This is a genomic window from Metabacillus sp. Hm71, assembly GCF_051842955.2.
Taxonomy (GTDB): Bacteria; Bacillota; Bacilli; order Bacillales; family Bacillaceae; genus Metabacillus.
Window position 1 is genome coordinate 1,453,031 of the sequence record NZ_CM200278.1, and the last position, 20,621, is coordinate 1,473,651.

Genomic DNA, 20,621 nt, shown 5'->3' on the forward strand with positions numbered 1-20,621 from the left:
GGAAGGTGATTGATTTGATAAAGGCAGTCGTCTTTGATTTTGATGGATTAATTATTGATACAGAGATAGCACTTTATGAAGCATTTCGTAAATTGCTAAAATTTGAAGCTAGTGAATTCCCAATTGCCGATTATGCTACCTACATAGGAACTGATTCTAAAGATCTTTATGACTTTATTGTAGAAAAAACAAATGGCACCATGACGTTAGAAGAAGTTATCGAAAAATCTTCCTTGCTCCATAAAGATAACCTGAAAAATCCTGTTGCAAGGGATGGAGTGGAGGATTATTTGAGAAAGGCAAAAAGCTTGGGGATGAAGATTGGATTAGCATCAAGCTCTGATCGAAAATGGGTGACATATTTTTTACAAGAATTAAATCTCTTGGAATACTTTGATATTATCCAAACAAAAGATGATGTTGAGAAGGTGAAACCTGATCCAGCATTATATCTGAACGTCATTAACTATTTCGGAATCGATCCATCAGAAGCCATTGCTTTTGAGGATTCTGCAAACGGTTCAAAGGCTGCGGTAGCAGCAGGCCTAAAATGTGTAATCGTTCCAAATAAAATTACCGAAACCCTTTCATTTGAAAATAGTCATCTAAAATTAACTAGTATGAAAGAAAAAGAGTTTACGGATGTTGTAAAAGAGATCGAATCACTTTATGTTAGTTGAAAGATAAGTTTGGGAAGAATGTTTAAAAGTAATAACACCCTATAAATGGTTGTAGGGTGTTATTACTTTTATAGAGAGTATATTCTCCCATAAAGTATATCTGTTGGCGCAGATATACTTTATGGGAGGCGTCTATAATTTGGTTAAAGAAGGATTTGTAACTATCAATTGATCTTTTAACCTCACCATACAAACTTAGAAGGCGCAACTTTATAATATTTTTTAAAAGCTTTAGAGAAACTGTAAGGATCAGGGTATCCGAGCATACTAGCAATTTGCTGAATTGAATAGCGTTTAAGGTACAATAATTCTCGAGCACGGTTCATTTTTAATTGATAAATGTAGCGTCCTGGTGTCAGACCAAGAGATTGCTTAAAATAAGAGATAAAATACTTCTCTGACATACCCGCTACTGCAGCAATCTCTTCAACTCGAATGGTCCGATGAAGGTGTTCATGGATAAAATCAAATACTGGCTCAAGCTTAACCAAATCCATGGTCAACTTCTGATTCGTTGGATCATGAATAAATTCTCCTCGATATTGTTTACGACCATACTGTTCCATAATCTTAGCGATTAAAATCGTCAAACATCCTTTGAAACGAATCCCTGACATAGGGGCACTTCGCTTATATTGGTCATACGTATCCAAAAAAAGGCGAATCTCCTCTTCAACAAGCGTGCTATTAATTATTCCGGACAGCTGAAAATTGTCTAATATCCGAAGATGATCCCCGAGACTAAGATCAAAGTGTGTGAATATAAATTTGCAACTGGTACTTAGGGTTGTAGCAGTATAGGCCACCTTTGGAGTGAAAAGAATCAAATCTCCCTCAGAAGCGAGATACACCTCTTCTTGAATACGAATTTCAATCCGTCCTTCTTGAATGCACCATAAGTCATAATCCTTATGTTGTCTTCTCTCAATCCAACTATTGGGATGCGCAACTTCGCTGCAAGAATTTATTTGGAGCTTGATGAGCTCAGAAAGTTCGTTGAATATATCTAAACTATCCATCGGTAAGACCACCCCCATACTGTTAGTCGTATTATTGATACTTTTATACATGTTCTTATTTATTTATTATAGCAAATCAATTTGTAAGGGCTATCAAATAGTACTATTTGACATGAAGTGATTACTCTCTTCCATTTCTAATTTTGTATCCGCTCTCTATAATTGTAGATGACAAATGAATTGGAGGGGATTTCTATTAGTATTCAGAAGCCAAAGGTAGTCGTGTTAGGAGCAGGGAGTTTGTTTTTCGGTCGCCAGTGTATTTGGCAAATGGTTCATTCTAAACATCTAAACAAAGGTACTTTAGCTTTAGTAGATACAGACGAAGAACGGTTAAACAAACTGGTTGAATTAGCCCGAATGGTTGTCGATGCTAATCAAGTAGAATTGAAGATTGAGGGATCGGTTGACCGTAAGGAAGTTCTTCAAGATGCGGATTTTGTTGTACTTAGTTTTGCTAAGGACACGGTAAAGTACAGGGGAATAGACTGTGAGATTTCCGAAAAATATGGAATAAGAATGTGCTCTGGTGATACGATTGGACCAGGTGGGATTTTCCGAGCGATGCGCGAGCTTCCTATGATTATGGAGTGTGCAAAAGACATTGAAGAAATTTGTCCTGAAGCTTGGGTCATTAATTATATTAACCCGTCGACGGTCAATGGAATGGCATTAAAAAAATATGCACCAAATTTAAAAACTTTTGCTTTGTGTGATTCGCATCATATGCCGCATAAGAAAATAATCTATGCTGAACGTGCAGGGATTATCAATAATAAAAGTGAGTACTCCGAAGAAATCGACCGTAAATTCGATTTGCGCATTGCAGGAGTAAATCACTTCACTTGGCTATTAAAAGCGGAGTATGAAGGGAAAAATGTCCTTCCCCTTATTGCTGAATCATTAAAGCGTTCGGCTGAGACCGAAACAGTAGGTGGTGACACAGGGGCCAAGGCTCTTTACAATGATGCCATCAGCTATCAACTGTATGACATCTTCGGCTATGTTCCAACTTGCACTGCTCATACAAAGGAGTATGTTCCTTATTGGCAAGGGCTCGGCAAGCTGGAAGATACGATACCGCCACTATCGATTTGGGAAACGGAAGACCGTTATAAGCGCCATGATGAGATGTGGCAGCAGATTGATCGTTTCCTAAGCGGTGAAACACCAATCAGCGAGTATATGAATACATTTGGTCCGGACCATGCGACAGATATTATTGAAAATATGGTGGGCGGATTAGGGAAACCGTTTTACATTAACACACTTAATCAAGGCGCGGTAACAAATATGAACGACGATTCATTCCTCGAACTGTTATGTGAAGTCACTATGGATGGAGTAAAACCTTTACCTGTTGGCGAGATGCCTCGTGGGATTCGCGGCATGCAGGAGCTGGTACTGGATACACATGAATTAACAGCGGAAGCCGTTGTGGAAGGCGATCGTACGAAGCTTAGAAGGGCTATGCTGACCGATCCTCTCGTTAACTCTATTGCAGATGCCGATCAAATTATTGAAGAACTTTTAGAGTTGGAAAAGGATATTATTCCTGAGCATTGGTATGCAAAGGATCTTGTATAAACATCTAGAACAGAATGATACACACTTGCACCTCAACCGGGGTGCTTTTTCCATTACAAATCCTGAGATAGACATATTTATTGTTAATATAACTAAAAAAATAAATAGTAATGAAGTGTAAATTCTAAAAGAAGAAACAAAAATCATAAGTTAATTTGTTTGAAAAAGGTGTAACTACTTATGTTGCGAGGTGAATGTAATGTTAAAATGGAAACGTTTTAGTATGGATGAAATGCGCAAATCTGTTTTTATCAAACTCTTAGTTTCGTATTTAATCGTATTACTTTTACCTGTTATTATTGGCATATTTCTATTTAATAGGATTGAATCCATTATGATGGAACATGCAAATAATTCAAATACTGCAATGTTGGAGCAAGTAAGAGATGTATTAGATAATAGGTTTAAAGAAGTCGAGCAATTATCATTACAAATCTCCTTAGATCAGAAGTTGGATCGATTGATGATGAACCAACAAAATATAAGTAATTACGAATATATTGACTATGTAAAGGAGTTAAATAGATATCAGACAGTAAGTTCATATATTAATGACTATTATGTGTATTTTTCCGAATCTGATGTGTTACTCTCACCAAAAATGAAAACGGATTCATCTGTGTTTTTTAACCATATTAAGCGTTACGAAAATAGTGCATATGAAGAAGTAATGAATAATAGATTGTCCGGTTTTCATCTGAATAGTTATTTTCCTTCGGAGAAAGTAATGATGAATTCTGGACAGGAGCACATCATTACGTTTATACAATCATTGCCGTATGGTGAAATTTCAGATGTAAAAGGAGCACTAATGATCCATATTGATGAACATCAGATCAGAGAGATGCTACAACAAATTGAGGGCTTAAACAAAGGTGTTATGTATATAGCTAATGAGAACAAAAAGATGATGATGTCTACAAGTGATAATGAAGGAATTTTTCCGGAAATAAGACCATTATTAAATGATAATGAAGGTTTTTTTTCAAAAGAAATTAATGGGAATGATATGATTGCTTCCTATATTAAGTCAGAGAAAAATGGGTGGACGTATGTTTCTTTAGTACCGCGGGAGGTTGTGTTATCAGAAGTAAATAATGTGAAATCATGGGCACTAGGTATGATGTTCATATCTATTATTATAGGAATTGTTGTCTCTTATTATTTAGCAAATAGAAATTATCGACCAATTCGGGAAGTAGTTAAAACGGTTATCGGTACCAATAGAGCAAATGGCAAATACACAAATGAGATGGAATTGATCAAGGAAACCATTGTCAGCTCAATGAATAAACAATCACAATTAAAACGTATCGTTTCTCAACAAGAACCAGTTATCAGGTCTAATTTCATTTTACGCTTAATAAGAGGACAAGTTGACGTATCTACTCTTTGTAAAAAAGAGTTAGATAGCATGGATGTTAGCTTTAAATCAGATTATTTCAGCGTGATCCTTCTTCAAATTGATGATAACTGTCAGTTTACAAAAGAAAATGTTGATACGAAATGGGTGTTAACCAGATTTATTATCACGAACCTTAGTGAAGAGTTATTTGAGGATACTGGATATACAATTGAAATAGATCGGGATAAGCTGATCATTTTAAATTCCCATCGTGATGAATCAGACAGTGAAAAAACGAAACAACTTAGTCGCGTTAGAGAATTAATGGACATCTTAGATCAACAATTCGGTATAAAGATTTCGGTAGCCATCAGTCAAATTCATCAAGGGTTGAATAGAATCTCTGAATGTTACTGGGAGTCAGTCATGGCATTAGATTATAGAATGATAAAAGGACCTAGTTCCGTTATTTTTTATCATGATATTAAGAATAATAGTGGATATGATTACCATTATCCTGTGGAAACGGAGGTTCAGATCCTTAACTTTGCCAAAAATGGTGATTATGTCAATGTAGAACAAACGCTTGACCAAATATTTTGTCATAATGTGCACCAAGCATTGACACCAGAGATAAGCAAATGTTTATCTTATGATTTATTAAGTACTTGGATTAAGTTGCTAAGTACTTTAGGTGGCGAAGATAAAAAAAGGATGATAGAAATGCATAATCCATTTAAAGCTATCGGAGAATGCAGCACAGTCGAAGAGTTGCAGAATAAAATAAAGTCTCTGTATTATGACTACTGTCTTAAAATTCAAGAAAATCAATCAACTCAAGGGGAACGGTTATATCAAGAAATCGTAATGTTCATTCAAGAGAATTTTAATGAAAATATGCTTAGTCTTGGAATGATAGCTGAACATTTTACGATGAATCCATCCTATTTGTCTTCTTTTTTCAAGAAGCAAGGTGGTATTACACTATCGGATTTTATTACTCAGGTTAGAATAGAAGAATCTAAGAAGTTGCTGCCAGATCGAAAACTTACTATATCGGAGATTGCAACAAAAGTAGGTTATGCGAACAGTGTTGGTTTAATCAGGGTCTTTAAAAAAGTGGAGGGTGTTACACCTGGTCAGTATAGGGAATTTAGTAAAGGGGCAGTATAGTTTTTTTAACAATATTTTATTTCCAAGGAAACTTACACATTATTTAATTGTGATACGACTTGTATTAATAACCCTCTCCCGGTTGAGTCTTAGGACTTGCATCTTAGGTAGAGGGTTTTTTGTGAAAATTAAGTACCAGCTACTAAATATTTCGATATATAAAGAATTGATAACGTGATAATGAAGAGATAATGACCGTTTCTAACATATTGATAACAAATCAAAAGAATGTACTATATGCTTTAGCCTTTACTTGACTTATGATTGGTTCGAAACAAGTTTTCAAATTATTATGCAAGGGAGGAATGCATCAACATGCCGAAAACAATGAAAACGCTATCGGGATTATTCTTGCTTCTACTATTCTTCCTATTAGTTGTTGGATGTTCTGGCAATGAGACATCTAGTGATGGAAATGAGCAAGGAAAAGGGGAAGAAATAGAACTAAAGGATCCAGCGGAAGTAGGATATCCAGATGAAATTACTTATTGGACTGAATTAGTTCCTAACGTGGCAGCAACATCAAAAAGCCTAAACGAAGTAGCAGCATATCAAGAGTTAGAAAAGATTACGGGTACTAAGGTTGAGTTTAAACATCCATCAGGGGAAGGTTCGGATATTACGGAACAGTTTAACCTTATGGTTGCATCTGGAAAGTTACCTGATGTTATTGAGTACAATTGGCGGACTGTTCCAAATGGGCCCGATCAGGCGATTGAAGCGGGTACAATCATACGCTTGAATGAATTAATAGAACATTATGCACCAAATCTAAATCAATATCTAAATGAAAACCCGGAAGTAAGGAAAATGGTTACAACAGATGATGGGAATATTTATACGTTTCCTTTCCTTCGTGGCGATGAATCACTTATGGTATTTTTGGGTATGATTATGCGTCAAGATTGGCTGGACAAACTTAATTTAGAAGTACCATCGACGATTAGTGAATGGGAAGAAGTCTTAACAGCCTTTAAAAATGAAGATCCTAACGGAAATGGTGAGATGGATGAAATTCCGCTCATGGTTCAGCTTAATGATTTTAAGCATATAGGAGCATTTGTTGGTGCATATGGAATTCATGCTCAATTTTATAACGACAATGGGACTGTCAAATATGGGTCCATACAACCAGAATTTAAAGAATTCTTAACAACGATGAATAAATGGTATAAAAAAGGATTACTTGATCCAGATTTTGCTGCAGTTGATTCTAAGCTAATGGATGCCAAGGTTACAAATAACCAACTTGGTAGTTTCTTTGGTTTTAGTGGTGGTGGAATTGGTAAATATACTGGGTTAATGAAAGATAAAAATCCTGATTTTAAGCTTTCACCTGCTCCTAATCCTAGCCTTAAAGAAGGGGAAAAGGCAGCGACAGGTCATTTAGAGCATGCATATTCCGGTATGCACAGTGCTGCCATTTCAGGAACAGCCGAGAATCCGGAAGAAATTGTTAAATGGCTTGATTTTGCATACTCTGAAGAAGGACATATGCTCTTTAACTTTGGTATTGAAGGTGAAAGCTATGAAATGAAAGACGGATCCCCTACTTACACGGAGGAAATTACTGATAATCCAGATGGTTTACCAATGACACAAGCTCTAGGTAAATATATAAGAGCTTCTTATGGTGGGCCACTTATTCAAGATAAACGTTATTTAGAACAATACTATGAATTACCTGAACAAAAAGAAGCGGTTAAGATATGGGGGGAAACAGCAGAGAATAAAATTAATCTGCCTCCAATTACTTTAAATGCTGAAGAAAGCGAAGAATTCAACTCAATTATGAGTGACTTAAACACTTATTATGATGAAACAGTTATTAAATTCATCATGGGAGAAGAGCCGCTAGATCATTTTGATGATTTCGTTGAAACATTAAAAGGAATGGGAATTGAAAGGGCAATTGAACTTCAGCAAGCTGCTTTAGACCGTTATATGGCAAGATAATTCAGTGTTTCTGCTGTTGCGTTGAGAGAGACTTAACGCAACAGCATTCTATACATCCTAATATTATGGAGAGAGGGGTGGAGTAATGGCGAAATTGGAAAATAAAGTTACTGCTATTAACTCAAAGTATGAAAATAGCTTAGGTCCAAAAGCGGGTACCTTTGTAGAGAATGTAATCAAAGATTTTAAGAGAAATAAAGTTATCTACTTAATGGTTTCTCCGGTTGTTCTATATTTTATTATCTTCCAATATGGACCTATGTATGGATTACAAATTGCTTTCAAAGATTACTCACCTGTACTTGGTTTTCTTGGAAGTCCGTGGGTAGGATTTGAACATTTTAAAGAATTTTTTAACAGTTTCTATTTTGGGCGACTCTTGAGAAATACCATTCTACTTAGCCTTTTTAGTTTGCTTTTTGCTTTTCCTGCAGGAATCATCCTGGCCTTATTACTTAATGAAGTGCGAGGCAGAATATTCAAACGAACGGTCCAAACAATTACTTATATGCCTCACTTTGTCTCATTGGTCGTTATCGTCGGAATATTATTTGATTTTACAGCAAGAGATGGTGTGGTTAATGATATATTAGTATTTTTATTTGGCATCGAACCGATTGTTTTTATGAGAGAAGCAGAATGGTTTAGAACACTTTTTATAGGTTCAGACATTTGGCAAAACGTTGGTTGGAGCTCCATTATTTTTCTTGCCGCTATGTCTAATATTGATCCAGCATTGTATGAAGCGGCAAAGATGGATGGTGCCGGTCGGTTTAAACAAATGATTCATATTACGTTACCAGGGATCATGCCAACAGTTGTTATCTTGTTAATCTTGCTTATTGGTAAGTTTATGACAGTAGGTGATGAGAAAATCTTATTAATGTACAACCCAACAACCTACGAAACTGCGGACGTAATTGGAACCTATGTTTACAGAAAAGGTATCCTGGAGAGTGACTTCAGCTACAGTGCTGCTGTTGGGCTTTTTAAGGCGGTCATAGCCTTTGCGTTATTAGTCATAGCTAATGGTATAGCAAGGAAAGTTGGAGACACTAAATTGTGGTAGGGGGGATACAAGATGAAAAAAACAATGGGAGAGCGATTATTTGATTATGGGAATACAATATTTCTTATTCTTTTATCAATCATAACGTTATACCCACTACTTTATATTTTATTTGCATCTGTAAGTGATCCAACTTATGTTGCCCAAAATAGAGGGATCATGCTTGCTCCAAAGGATTTCACCATTGAAGCGTATACAATGGTATTTAAAAACCCAATGATTGTTTCTTCTTACCTTAACACGTTGTTCTATGTAGTCGTTGGTACAGCTTTAAACATATTTTTAACATCTTTAGGTGCCTATGCACTTTCTAGAAAAAATGTGATGTGGGGCAACTTGATTATGTTTATGATTGTCTTCACAATGTTTTTCGAAGGAGGACTTATTCCTTCTTATTTGCTTGTCAGTGAATTGAATATGATTGATACACGATGGGCGTTGATTTTTCCAACAGCAGTTAGTGCGTTTAATCTTATTATCATGCGTACTGCTTTTCAAGGTATACCTGCTAGTTTAGAAGAGTCAGCCCGTATTGATGGTGCAAATGATTTTACCATTCTTTTTAAAATCATTCTACCATTGTCACTACCTGTTGTCTCTGTTATGATCCTTTTCTATGGCGTATATCATTGGAACTCGTGGTTCCCGGCGATGATTTACTTGCAGGATAGGGAGCTATTTCCAGTTCAGCTGATTTTGCGTGAAATTTTAATTGCAAACGACACAAGTAGCATGACATCAGGAGTTGGTTCAGTGGATGCTATTCCAATTGGTGAGACTGTAAAGTACGCTACAATTGTCGTGGCAACATTACCAATTCTTTGTTTATACCCTTTCTTACAAAAGTATTTTGTTAAGGGTGTTATGATTGGTGGAATAAAAGGTTAATAGATTTGAGTATTTTTAGATAGAAGAACTATCTAATAGTAGTAGAAAACCTTTATCAACGAAAATCTTATAAGTGACTTGGAAATGAACCGAATCCTATTCTTCATGATTGATTTTCGCGAATGTACAATTAGAAACGACCAGGGTACCAGTTATGGCAATGCCATACTGCATCCCTTCATAGTATTTTCAACCTTTATAAAAAATGCTCATTTTAATTTAATAAATCTCATACAATATTTGTAAGTCTGTCAATCGATCATATCTACTTTAAAAAGAAATGGATCACCGCGAATGATAGCTTTATGTCTAAGTTCATTTTCGTTTTGGTCCATTTATGTCTCTCCTTGTTAAAGTCCCTTTTTAGTGCAGCAAAGCTACCGAATGATATTCACGGCAGGCTTCATAATGTAATTGGACATAACAAAAAATCCACTGTGTTAAAAAACGAGAAACACCCCGTTATGATGATGGGGTGCTTCTCTTTAGCGGTTATTCCTTATTTCGTTATCAACGCATTCCACGCATTCGCCTCTCGAAGAAGAATTTTTGCTGTTTCCTTTTCTATATGCTTTCCCGATTGTGCCTCTACGTGATGAATAAAAGAAGATAGATTATGATTCGTTAATTTTTTCTGGAGGATGTTTGCGATTCCATGATGATCGATTGTGCCGTCTTTGGTGAATGATGTTACTCGTTCCATTAAGGATAAAATAGGATCTTTTTGGTCAGCAAGGTAGCCTAACTCGTAGTTGTAAAGAGGACTCGTAGGTACAGGACGCATAAATGTAACATCAGGTAAACTGCCATCTGGTTTTCTATTAGCTGATAATTGGGTTACATCCAGACTATAAAAATCTTCAGGTTTGATATCCAGACCACCATCTATCGTCCAAGAATTATTCGTTACATTTTCTGGCGGATGATTATCATTTATGATGGATGTACCTTTGTAAGCAATGTTATTGTGTAAAACTTCTCTGTAACCTGGGATGTTTTCTTTACTAGTTGGACTAACTCGCTCCAGCATATTGAAGTTAGCACCATAAGAAAGGCCATTATTATATGCTGTGTTATTGATCCAGTCAGCTGCTTTCCCCGGCTGATGATTCGCATAAAAGCCATTCGCTCCGTTATTAACAGCTAAAGAATATCGAACAGTATGAACTGGCAATGGATCTGGAAGACCAGTTGTTCGATACGAATATCCGCCGACTTTGAACCCATTTTGGTCGCCGATACCATTCTGGTTGCCCCTATTATTAAAAGCCCAGCAATGGTCATAAACCACTGGCCCAGTTGAACTGATACTGTCGAATCCGTCATCACTGTTATTCCATGCCCGGGAGTTAATAAACGAAACGGCACCTCCATGAGCACCAAAACCATCTGTATTTGAAGCAGATACATCAGTAGGTCCAATGTTGTTATAAGCATCAGAATTCAGAACAATTCCTGTCCCTCTTCCAGTAAAGTAAAAACCATTTGCTTCATTATCATGAGCAGCCATATTCTCGAAATTGGCTTGACCACTGATTCTAAAAGCTTCGGATTGCTTTTGATCACCTACTTTAACACCTGTCACATCAAATCCTTTGAAGTTGATACCAGTTACATTTTCTCCTACATAAAAAGCAGCTACACGTTGATCTGTTGGCACATTACTGAAATCAAAAACAGGCCTTTCGTCTCCAGGATAAGCCATATAGGTAATCCCACTCTTATTAATATCATGCACAAAATGATAAACATTCTCGTGTGGATTATCGGTTTCTGCTATTTTAAAATCATCATAGACCCCTTCGCGAATATAGACTGTATCCCCAGAGGAAGCTGTTAATTGCGCTTTCATTATGCTTTTGAATGGCGCACTTATCGTTCCTGGATTGCTATCACTACCAGTTGGAGAAATGTAATAACTTGTGGGACTTGTAACTCCATCTGCATAAACAGCGCTAGTCATAAACAATATGGCAAGCATCCAACCGAACAAAAATAAACTACCTATTTTTTTCAATCATAATTCTCCTCTCGTAATTCGAATGATCCGAGCTGACCATGCTTTTAGCGTTTCATAGATTCCTTGTCTCTCTGAATAAAAGGCATAGGCAACTTAGGTTTACGGGTATAGTCACCTCCTTTAAAGCATAGTGAAATATCAGTCTTTCCCATCCTCGCATCCGTGCAAGTGCCTAATATTAAACAAACGGTTCAACTTATACAAGCAAACTCAGATCTGTAACCTTCGTCTTGTCCATTGCTGGATAAGCAGCCTATATCTTTTATGTATTGGACATCGCAAATCCAATTAATGTTAGCGATTACATTAATGTCATTATAGTGCAAATATTCAGTTAATGATGGTCTGATAATGCCTGGTTTTCTTTCAAAATTATCTGAGAGTGCTTGGAATAAGTGGATTGCGCCAAATGCACTTATTCCAATGAATTGGGATGCAATCAGCCATTTATTGAGAAGCGGATTTCTAGAGTTTGATGAAGATTTATTTATATGGGCAAGCTCATAGCGATTTATTTAGAGTAAACTCGGATACATTGGAACATGAAGTAATAGTGGAAGATGCTAACTTATTCGCAGAAGACGCGGGTGGCAACTTCTATTTTGCGAGAGGACATAAGCTTTTTCAGTATGTGAGATAAATCAAACAAACAATTTTGCGTGAATTGATATAGTGGTAGTTCGAACCCCTTTTTAATCTTCAATTGAAAAGCTTCAATCCTAGGAAAGAGAAGGAAATGAAGCTTTTTCTTTTTTCTCATATGTTTTGTAGGAAGTAAGCACATTCTTAAAAATTTGCATAACAAACTTAAAAAACATCATTTTATCTTAAAAATATCCATTATAGTTTAAAAAAGAGACTCAGTAAAACAATTTGCTAAAATATATATCCCTCCTCATCCCAGCTTCAAACGACTATAAACCAAAAATGAAAGCGTTTCTAATCTTTGGCTGAAAAATATTTATTGATAGGGATTCCACAATATCAAGGGAGGTTAAAATGAAAATCAGTTTAATCCAAAGTTAAGAATTTCTTTATGATACAAATCACTCTGAACCATTTACAGTTGAAAAAATTTTTAAGTGTAAAGGAAAAGTAGTAGACCAGGTTTTACAGTTAACAGAAGAAGCTGCAAGACAAGGGACCGACTTAATTGTGACAACAGAATCGATTAATGCCAAATTGGAATTGAAGGCAAAGAACGCCTTCTATTCCAATTCGTCTTATTTGCCCTAGGCTGAGCAAGGCGCTTGCGCTTTTCTTATGAGCCCACTTATAGATTCCTATCTAACAATGCACCGGTTTGTTCAGCCATGTCACGGGCTGGCAGAGGCATTTCATTCTTGAACCACCATTCCACTGCCCCAACGACCGCTGAGCCAAAAAATTGAAGAATAACTTCTTTATTTAATCCGTAGTTTTTTCCTATTTCTATATCCACTTCAGCTTTAAATTCTTCGATGACTAAATCAAGAAAACGACTGCGAAAATATGGTGCACCTTTACTCGTTAACATCGTTGAAAAAAATAAATAATTACGTTCAAAATATTCATACCAGACATAATTTCCTTCTTGAAATGTCATCTCAGATGCTGATTGGCATAGTTCTCGGAGATTGTCTATATGTTCTTCTATCATCTTATCCAGGAGGTCGTATTTATCCGTGTAATGAAGATAAATGGTTCCTCGATTAACATTTGCTCTGTCAGCAATATCCTGAATGGTAATGTTATCAAAACTTTTTTCGGACATTAGTTCAGTTACAGCATTTTTTATAGCTATTTGGCTTTTGGCTATTCTTCTATCTACTTTAGACATTTTAATTCACCAATCTTTCTAAAGATAATCAACAATTTTAATTGTTCTGTTGAGTAATCAACGAATTGCGTTAATCTAACCATTGAAAGTATGAATGGCTTTTTTATAATTATTAACAGATGTTGATTAATCGATCAATATTAATTTTTATAGCATCATGTTTAGCTAATTTTTGGAATAATAAATGTAAATAAACTTCAAACAGGAGGTTATATATGGACCGTGTAGAAAAGAGCAAGGAAAAGTACAAGCAGCTATTTGGAAATGGAGTACCAGCCGCATACGCTACCGATCCTGATTTTCAGGACATTCTTAGCTACTTCATTTTTGGAGAGGTTTTTTCTCAAGGGAATCTGGATGACAAGCAATGTGAACTTATCACTCTGGTTGTGCTTGCCGCGAACCAGACATTACCACAACTTAAGGCACATGTAGGAGCCGCACTAAACGTCGGGCTCACACCTGTAGAAATCAAAGAGGCTGTTTATCAGTGTGCTCCTTACATTGGATTTCCCAAAACATTAAATGCCCTCAACGAAGTCAATGATGTTTTCAAAGAAAAGAATATAGCTTTACCAATTGAAAGCCAAAAGACTGTAACTGAAGATAACCGTTTTGAGAAAGGATTTGCTGTTCAAACAGAGATTTTTGGAGATGTGATTAAAAGAATGCAAGAATCAGCTCCGGCAAATCAAAAGCATATACAAGAATATCTTTCCGCTTTTTGTTTCGGAGATTTTTACACTCGTGGTGGACTAGATTTGAAAACGCGAGAGTTGCTTACTCTGTGTATCGTTAGCGCCTTAGGCGGTGCTGAAGGTCAAGTGAAGGCACATGTGCAAGGAAACAAAAATGTCGGCAACGACAAAGAAACAATGATTGCCGCAATTACTCATTGCCTTCCATATATGGGTTTTCCGAGAACTCTGAACGCATTAGCTTGCGTTAATGAAATTATTCCTGAAAAGTAAGAAAAGAGAATAAGAGATGCCACACATTATTGTTAAATATTCACCTAGCAGGACTGACGAACCAAAGAAAGAACTTAATGATAAGACTGTTCAAACTTTTAAAGATACAGTAAACGCTGGAGAGTCAAGCATCTCTGTTTAATTTGAAGAAATTCCTAATAATAAATGGAAAAAACTGGTATTTAAGAAAAGGTACTACAAAAAATATAACAATTTAGAGGAGACAAAACCATGTTTAATGAAACTTACAAATTATCAAATGATATAGAAATTCCAATATTAGGTCTTGGTACCTGGCTGCTTGATGATGCACAAGCAGCACAGGCAGTGCGTGATGCGGTATCTATCGGATATCGCCATATTGATACTGCGCAGGCATATATGAATGAAGCAGGTGTAGGCGAAGGAATCCGTTCCTGCGGTATCGCAAGAGAAGAACTTTTCATTACGACAAAGGTTGCTGCAGAAGCAAAGACCTATGATGCAGTTACGCAGTCCATTGACGAGTCTTTAGCAAAGATGGGACTGGATTACATTGATCTTCTGATTATTCACAGTCCTCAGCCTTGGAAGGAGTTCCGTGAAGAGAACCGTTACTTCGAGGAAAACAAAGAAGTATGGAAAGCAATGGAGGATGCTTATAAGACAGGCAAGGTAAAGGCAATCGGTCTTTCTAACTTCCTTCAAGATGATATAGAGAATATTCTTGCAAGCTGTGAAATCAAGCCAATGGTAAATCAGATATTGGCACATGTGAGCAATACTCCTTTGGAACTAATCGAATTCTGTCAGAAGAATGGCATCCTGGTAGAGGCATATTCACCAATTGCACACGGTGCGGTTCTCGATAATGCAGAGATTAAGGTAATAGCTGATAAGTATGGAGTTTCTATTGCTCAGCTTTGCCTACGTTATGATATCCAGCTTGGTCTTGTAGTAATTCCTAAGACGGCAAATCCAGATCACATGAGAATCAATGCAGAACTTGATTTTGTTATCAGCGCTGCAGATATGGAAACTTTGAAGAATGTAGAGCACATCCAGAATTATGGTGAGCATAGCTTCTTTCCGGTATTTGGCGGGAAATTAAAGTAAACAAGTAATAAATGTCGACTTTTTTTAGCAATTGCTCAGCCGTAGGCTACAAATATTAATAATATTTATTGGAGGAACCAAAATGGCGAAACATGAAGAAGTTAAAAATGGCGTTATTTTCCCCGTAGGCGAAAAAAATCCATTTTCACAATTTTTTGTGGGACAAAGTTATCTTAAAGGATTAGTGTCTGATCCTAAAGTCAGCGTTGGTGTTGGGAATGTGACTTTTGAACCAGGATGCAGAAATAACTGGCATATCCATCGTGATGGATTTCAAATTTTATTAGTAACTGGCGGCGAAGGTTGGTACCAAGAAGAAGGAAAAACTGCTCAATTCTTAAAAGCTGGCGATGTCATTGTCACTCACGATGGTGTGAAACACTGGCATGGCGCCGCAAAAGACAGCTGGTTTGAACATATAGCAATCACTGCAGGTACTCCTGAATGGTTAGAACCAGTATCAGATGAGGAATATAACAAAGTAAATAATAGTTGATATTAAAATTGCCCTGTTATACAGGGCAATTTTAATATCAATCGTAAGCACTATCGTTTGTTTTTTATAGAAGGAGTAATACTTTGGAAAGACCATATATAATATGCCACATGCGAAAAATCATTGGAGATTATTTGAAAGTCATTTTATAGCATATTCGTCGATTATGTAAATGCTGTGAGAGGATTAGGCAAAAAGTTGATAGGAATGGGATAAGGACTTCTTTATATTTCTGGCATAATTAGTAGTGAATAAATAATGATAAACTACAATAAAAATTGTTTTACCAAGTAAAAGAAAGTGAGGAATGGATCAAATGGAATATGTAAAGCTTGGAAATACAGGATTGGATGTATCGCGGCTTTGTCTCGGCTGTATGAGTTTTGGCGTTGCAGAAAAATGGATTCATAAGTGGGTTCTTGATGAAGAGAAAAGTCGAACTATAATTAAAAAAGCCCTAGAACGTGGTATTAATTTTTTTGATACGGCAAATGTTTATTCAATGGGAACTAGTGAGGAATTTCTTGGACGAGCTCTAAGAGACTTTGCTAACCGTGATGAAGTTGTTATTGCAACGAAGATCCATGGTCGTATGCATGAAGGTCCAAATGGTGCAGGACTTTCGCGAAAGGCAATTATGAGCGAAATTGATAAGAGTCTTAAGAGGCTTGGCACTGATTATGTAGACCTTTATATCATCCACCGCTGGGATTACAATACCCCTATTGAAGAAACAATAGAAGCATTGCATGATATTGTGAAGGCTGGTAAGGCAAGATACATTGGTGCCTCTGCCATGTACGCTTGGCAATTTCAAAAAGCGTTACACGTAGCGGACAAAAATGGATGGACTAAGTTTGTATCAATGCAGAATCATTACAACCTCATATACCGTGAAGAGGAAAGAGAAATGCTACCACTTTGCAAGGAAGAAGGAATTGGTGTAACACCGTATAGTCCGCTCGCATCTGGAAGATTGACTCGTGATTGGTCGGAAACAACGTATCGTTCAGAAACAGATCAAATTCAAAAATCTAAATATGATGCGACCGCTGATGCTGATCGATTGGTTGTAGAAAGAGTAGCAACCATTGCAGAAAAATATAATGTTCCACGTATCCATATCGCACTTGCCTGGTTGTTGCAGAAGGAACCTGTAACAGCTCCTATTATTGGAGCCACTAAAATAGCTCATTTAGAAGATGCCTTAGGTGCTTTTTCAATTAAGTTAACTCCTGAAGAAGTTGCGTTTCTGGAGGAGCCATATGTACCACATCCAATCGTTGGGCATAATTAATGGAAGATTATCCAGATACGAATACACGGCCACTTGTGGGATGGAACAATAGTATGAATCAAATGAAAATGGTTGAAACTGAGAACAAGTTAATACTAAATTGGCAGGGGACATTATGGAATTAAGGGTGCTTCGATATTTTCTAACAGTTGCTCGTGAAGAAAATATAAGTCGTGCGGCTGATATTTTACATATCACTCAGCCTACACTTAGCAGGCAACTGATGCAATTAGAAGAAGAATTAGGTACACAACTCTTTTTACGAGGAAAAAGAAGAGTGACATTGACAGAGGACGGTGTCCTTTTATCTCAAAGAGCAGAAGAAATTCTTACTCTAATGGATAATATAGAAAGAGATGTTGGACAGAACCATATTTCTGGGACAATATCTATAGGTAGTGTAGAGTCTATATTGGCTTCACAAATTTTATCTAATCTAATAAAAACTTTTCATTTAAAATATTCGCAAGTTAAATTTAATCTCTACACTGGAAATGCGAATGATATTAGGGAAAAGATAGATAAAGGTTTACTAGATATTGGTCTTTTACTAACGCCAGTTAATATTGAAAAATACGATTCAATTAGGCTTCCCCAACAGGAAAGATGGGGGATTCTTATGCCTAACAATGCTGTGCTCAGTAAGAAAGAATACGTCACCCCAGAAGATGTTGTTGGCTTGCCATTAATTATTCCGAATCGACCAGTCGTCCAACAAGAAATAGCAGGTTGGTTTGGGAATCATTATGATAATCTACAGATCTTTGCAACATATAATCTAATTTACAATGCAGCTGCTCTTGTACAACAGCATTTGGGATATGCTATCTGTCTTGAGAGTGTAATGGAGATTCGAGGTATTGAAAATACTTGCTTTAGGCCATTTTCCCCTGAATATACTTCAAGCTGTTTGTTTATTTGGAAGAACACGAAAGTTTTTACTCCTACTACCGCAAGATTTATTCAATTTATGAAAGATACGTATGAAACAGATAAGCATTATTAATACAAAAAAAGCCAAAACCGTTTACTTACAAATGGTTTTGGCTTTTTTTAATTTAATCATTCTCCTTATCCATCTTGTCTTTCCTTCTTTATTAAAAACTATGCCTTACAGGCATAATTAAACATGTAATATAGGTATTAGTTATACTTAGGTATTCTTGCTATATTAAGGATGTTAAGTTCTTATCGATAAGAAATTGCTCTACTATTCATGAATAAAAGAAAAGTTAAGGTCTAATTTTAGGGTTTTAAGAGAGATAAAGAATAATAAATCTGTCATTAGTTTGGAGGGGAAATGATGAGTCAAAAATACGAAAGCCTAGCTCTGGAAATTGTAAATAATATCGGTGGAAGTGATAATGTATCAACACTTACTCATTGTATGACCAGGCTTAGATTTGTTCTAAATAATAATGATAAGGCTGATCGAGAAGCTTTTAAAACGTTAGATGGAGTTATCAATGTTATAGAAAGTGGCGGACAATTTCAGGTAGTTATTGGAACGCACGTTGAAGAGGTTTACGAAGAGGTCATAAAATATATCAAGCCTCATTCTGATTCAGATCTTATATCTTCTAAAAAAGAAAAAGTAAGCGTTTTAGACAAACTTATCGATTTTGTATCAGGAACATTTAGTCCCCTCGTTCCAGCTATTGCTGGTGCAGGGATGATAAAAGCGCTTTTAGCTTTACTCGTTTTATTTAATTTGGTTCCAAGAGAGTCACAGACCTATTATGTAGTGAGCTTCATTGCTGATTCTGCTTTTTACTTTTTGCCTTTCTTATTGGCATATTCAGCTGCTAGTAAATTAAAATGTAATCCTGTCTTAGCAATGGTGCTAGCAGGTATTTTATTACATCCAAATTTTATTCAATTAATTACAGCCGGAGAAGATGTTCACCTTTTTGGTATTCCTATGAGACTTGTTTCTTATGGTTCCTCTGTAATCCCAATTCTTTTGATTGTTTGGGCACAGTCTTATATAGAGCGCGGGGTAAAAAAGATAATTCCGGATGCTATTAAGATTATTTTCGTACCGATGATTACAATTTTTGTCACTGCAATTATAGCTTTAACTGCATTAGGCCCACTTGGTTCTTTTGTTGGGGATTATATGGCGATGGGATTTGAATTTTTAGGATCCTATGGGTCTTGGTTGATTATTTTCTTGGTTGCTACTTTATGGCCAATACTGGTTATGTTTGGTATTCACCATAGCATTGTACCATTGTCGTTAGCGCAAATTACAACATTAGGGTATGAAAATATCCTAGGCCCTGGAGCTATCATTTCAAATATTTCTCAAGGTGTTGCTGCATTGGTAGTAGGCTGGAGAACGAAAGAACAATCATTAAAACAAATCGCAAATACCGGTGGAATTACAGGTTTGATGGGAATAACAGAACCAGCACTTTATGGTGTTAATTTACCTAAAAAATATCCTCTTTATGCTGCAATGATAGGTGGAGCCAGCGGTGGACTTTACGCTGGATTAATGGGAGTATCGCGTTATGCGACAGGGGCCTCAGGTATTCCAGCTATTCCACTTTACGTCGGAGAAAACATTTGGAATTTATATAACATATTAATTGCTTCAGTCATTACAGCCGTTGTAACTGCAGTGGTAACTTATTTCTTAAGTTTAAAGTTCGAAAAAGAAACGCCTAGGCAGATAGAAAATAGCCAAGAAATAAAAACGATTACGATAGATAGCACAACGATAACGAACCCAATTAAAGGGCAAGTGATTTCATTAAAAGATGTAAAAGACGATGCCTTTGCCTCAGAAATAATGGGAAAAGGAATTGCCATTGAACCGAGTGAAGGTAAAGTCATTGCACCTTTTAATGGGGAGATCGTTTCACTATTTCCAACAAAACATGCAATAGGTTTACTGTCAGATGACGGGGTTGAAATACTTATCCACGTCGGGTTGAACACAGTTGAACTGAATGGAAAGTATTTCGAATCATACGTTGAACAAGGTCAAAGAGTGACCAAAGGACAGACTTTATTAACGTTTGAATTAGAGAAAATTAAACAGGAAGGTTACGTAACACAAACCCCTATTATTGTTACGAATACTCATAATTATTCTGATGTGCTAGTAAAGAACAGTAATCAAAATATTGATTTCAATCATGAGTTGTTAGTTCTAAAATTATAATCATATAAAATAATAGATTTCGGGAGTGTATGTA

17 protein-coding genes are annotated in these 20,621 nt (G+C 36.3%); 14 read left to right on the forward strand and 3 right to left on the reverse strand.

Annotation, left to right across the window (positions count from 1 at the left end; all coding sequences use genetic code 11):
• Positions 1-17: 17 nt before the first annotated feature.
• On the forward strand, positions 18-680 hold the full coding sequence (locus ACSVDH_RS07165; RefSeq protein ID WP_439249157.1) for an HAD family hydrolase: 663 nt from the start codon (positions 18-20) through the stop codon (positions 678-680).
• Positions 681-862: 182 nt separating this feature from the next.
• Here the strand turns inward: ACSVDH_RS07165 and ACSVDH_RS07170 are convergent, their stop codons facing one another.
• On the reverse strand, positions 863-1,699 hold the full coding sequence (locus tag ACSVDH_RS07170; protein WP_439249043.1) for an AraC family transcriptional regulator: 837 nt from the start codon (positions 1,697-1,699) through the stop codon (positions 863-865).
• Between the two features lie 168 nt (positions 1,700-1,867).
• Between ACSVDH_RS07170 and ACSVDH_RS07175 the strand changes: the two genes are divergently transcribed.
• The 5 genes from ACSVDH_RS07175 to ACSVDH_RS07195 all read left to right on the forward strand — a co-directional run bounded on the left by ACSVDH_RS07175 (position 1,868) and on the right by ACSVDH_RS07195 (position 9,717).
• Positions 1,868-3,286 (forward strand): family 4 glycosyl hydrolase, encoded by a 1,419-nt coding sequence (locus tag ACSVDH_RS07175; RefSeq protein WP_439249044.1) that lies wholly within the window; start codon positions 1,868-1,870, stop codon positions 3,284-3,286.
• Between the two features lie 199 nt (positions 3,287-3,485).
• Positions 3,486-5,804 carry an AraC family transcriptional regulator gene (locus ACSVDH_RS07180; protein WP_439249045.1) on the forward strand — a complete coding sequence of 773 codons (2,319 nt, stop codon included), beginning with the start codon at positions 3,486-3,488 and terminating at the stop codon, positions 5,802-5,804.
• Between the two features lie 315 nt (positions 5,805-6,119).
• Entirely contained in the window at positions 6,120-7,760 is a 1,641-nt protein-coding gene (locus tag ACSVDH_RS07185; RefSeq protein WP_439249046.1) for an extracellular solute-binding protein, read from the forward strand.
• A gap of 85 nt (positions 7,761-7,845) precedes the next feature.
• Positions 7,846-8,829 (forward strand): ABC transporter permease, encoded by a 984-nt coding sequence (locus tag ACSVDH_RS07190; protein ID WP_439249047.1) that lies wholly within the window; start codon positions 7,846-7,848, stop codon positions 8,827-8,829.
• Positions 8,830-8,841: 12 nt separating this feature from the next.
• The gene (locus tag ACSVDH_RS07195) at positions 8,842-9,717 is read left to right on the forward strand and encodes a carbohydrate ABC transporter permease (protein ID WP_439249048.1); all 876 of its coding nucleotides are present in this window, start codon (positions 8,842-8,844) and stop codon (positions 9,715-9,717) included.
• A gap of 499 nt (positions 9,718-10,216) precedes the next feature.
• Here ACSVDH_RS07195 and ACSVDH_RS07200 read toward each other — a convergent pair whose 3' ends face one another.
• Positions 10,217-11,734, reverse strand: coding sequence for a right-handed parallel beta-helix repeat-containing protein (locus tag ACSVDH_RS07200; RefSeq protein WP_439249049.1), 1,518 nt, complete (start codon positions 11,732-11,734; stop codon positions 10,217-10,219).
• Between the two features lie 354 nt (positions 11,735-12,088).
• Between ACSVDH_RS07200 and ACSVDH_RS07205 the strand changes: the two genes are divergently transcribed.
• Positions 12,089-12,244 carry a hypothetical protein gene (locus ACSVDH_RS07205; protein WP_439249050.1) on the forward strand — a complete coding sequence of 52 codons (156 nt, stop codon included), beginning with the start codon at positions 12,089-12,091 and terminating at the stop codon, positions 12,242-12,244.
• A gap of 766 nt (positions 12,245-13,010) precedes the next feature.
• Here the strand turns inward: ACSVDH_RS07205 and ACSVDH_RS07210 are convergent.
• On the reverse strand, positions 13,011-13,556 hold the full coding sequence (locus tag ACSVDH_RS07210) for a TetR/AcrR family transcriptional regulator (protein WP_439249051.1): 546 nt from the start codon (positions 13,554-13,556) through the stop codon (positions 13,011-13,013).
• A 215-nt stretch (positions 13,557-13,771) separates the two neighbouring features.
• Here ACSVDH_RS07210 and ACSVDH_RS07215 point away from each other — a divergent pair, with 215 nt between their 5' ends.
• The 7 genes from ACSVDH_RS07215 to ACSVDH_RS07245 all read left to right on the forward strand — a co-directional run bounded on the left by ACSVDH_RS07215 (position 13,772) and on the right by ACSVDH_RS07245 (position 20,587).
• Positions 13,772-14,527 carry a carboxymuconolactone decarboxylase family protein gene (locus ACSVDH_RS07215; protein ID WP_439249052.1) on the forward strand — a complete coding sequence of 252 codons (756 nt, stop codon included), beginning with the start codon at positions 13,772-13,774 and terminating at the stop codon, positions 14,525-14,527.
• Between the two features lie 16 nt (positions 14,528-14,543).
• On the forward strand, positions 14,544-14,669 hold the full coding sequence (locus ACSVDH_RS07220) for a tautomerase family protein (protein WP_439249053.1): 126 nt from the start codon (positions 14,544-14,546) through the stop codon (positions 14,667-14,669).
• 89 nt (positions 14,670-14,758) lie between these two features.
• Positions 14,759-15,622, forward strand: a complete 864-nt coding sequence (locus tag ACSVDH_RS07225) for an aldo/keto reductase (protein WP_439249054.1) — start codon at positions 14,759-14,761, stop codon at positions 15,620-15,622.
• An 82-nt stretch (positions 15,623-15,704) separates the two neighbouring features.
• Positions 15,705-16,118 (forward strand): cupin domain-containing protein, encoded by a 414-nt coding sequence (locus ACSVDH_RS07230; RefSeq protein ID WP_439249055.1) that lies wholly within the window; start codon positions 15,705-15,707, stop codon positions 16,116-16,118.
• A gap of 316 nt (positions 16,119-16,434) precedes the next feature.
• Positions 16,435-17,415 carry an aldo/keto reductase gene (locus ACSVDH_RS07235; protein ID WP_439249056.1) on the forward strand — a complete coding sequence of 327 codons (981 nt, stop codon included), beginning with the start codon at positions 16,435-16,437 and terminating at the stop codon, positions 17,413-17,415.
• 115 nt (positions 17,416-17,530) lie between these two features.
• On the forward strand, positions 17,531-18,421 hold the full coding sequence (locus ACSVDH_RS07240; protein WP_439249057.1) for a LysR family transcriptional regulator: 891 nt from the start codon (positions 17,531-17,533) through the stop codon (positions 18,419-18,421).
• Between the two features lie 297 nt (positions 18,422-18,718).
• A complete protein-coding gene (locus tag ACSVDH_RS07245) occupies positions 18,719-20,587 on the forward strand; it encodes a beta-glucoside-specific PTS transporter subunit IIABC (RefSeq protein ID WP_439249058.1) in 1,869 nt (622 codons plus the stop codon).
• Positions 20,588-20,621 lie beyond the last annotated feature (34 nt).

Excerpts from the sequence above, each read along its gene's own strand:
- ACSVDH_RS07170 (WP_439249043.1), bottom strand. The coding sequence starts at position 1,699 with ATGGATAGTTTAGATATATTCAACGAACTTTCTGAGCTCATCAAGCTC.
- ACSVDH_RS07175 (WP_439249044.1), top strand. The coding sequence starts at position 1,868 with ATGACAAATGAATTGGAGGGGATTTCTATTAGTATTCAGAAGCCAAAG.
- ACSVDH_RS07180 (WP_439249045.1), top strand. The coding sequence starts at position 3,486 with ATGTTAAAATGGAAACGTTTTAGTATGGATGAAATGCGCAAATCTGTT.
- ACSVDH_RS07185 (WP_439249046.1), top strand. The coding sequence starts at position 6,120 with ATGCCGAAAACAATGAAAACGCTATCGGGATTATTCTTGCTTCTACTA.
- ACSVDH_RS07190 (WP_439249047.1), top strand. The coding sequence starts at position 7,846 with ATGGCGAAATTGGAAAATAAAGTTACTGCTATTAACTCAAAGTATGAA.
- ACSVDH_RS07195 (WP_439249048.1), top strand. The coding sequence starts at position 8,842 with ATGAAAAAAACAATGGGAGAGCGATTATTTGATTATGGGAATACAATA.
- ACSVDH_RS07205 (WP_439249050.1), top strand. The coding sequence starts at position 12,089 with ATGCCTGGTTTTCTTTCAAAATTATCTGAGAGTGCTTGGAATAAGTGG.
- ACSVDH_RS07210 (WP_439249051.1), bottom strand. The coding sequence starts at position 13,556 with ATGTCTAAAGTAGATAGAAGAATAGCCAAAAGCCAAATAGCTATAAAA.
- ACSVDH_RS07215 (WP_439249052.1), top strand. The coding sequence starts at position 13,772 with ATGGACCGTGTAGAAAAGAGCAAGGAAAAGTACAAGCAGCTATTTGGA.
- ACSVDH_RS07220 (WP_439249053.1), top strand. The coding sequence starts at position 14,544 with ATGCCACACATTATTGTTAAATATTCACCTAGCAGGACTGACGAACCA.
- ACSVDH_RS07225 (WP_439249054.1), top strand. The coding sequence starts at position 14,759 with ATGTTTAATGAAACTTACAAATTATCAAATGATATAGAAATTCCAATA.
- ACSVDH_RS07230 (WP_439249055.1), top strand. The coding sequence starts at position 15,705 with ATGGCGAAACATGAAGAAGTTAAAAATGGCGTTATTTTCCCCGTAGGC.
- ACSVDH_RS07235 (WP_439249056.1), top strand. The coding sequence starts at position 16,435 with ATGGAATATGTAAAGCTTGGAAATACAGGATTGGATGTATCGCGGCTT.
- ACSVDH_RS07240 (WP_439249057.1), top strand. The coding sequence starts at position 17,531 with ATGGAATTAAGGGTGCTTCGATATTTTCTAACAGTTGCTCGTGAAGAA.
- ACSVDH_RS07245 (WP_439249058.1), top strand. The coding sequence starts at position 18,719 with ATGAGTCAAAAATACGAAAGCCTAGCTCTGGAAATTGTAAATAATATC.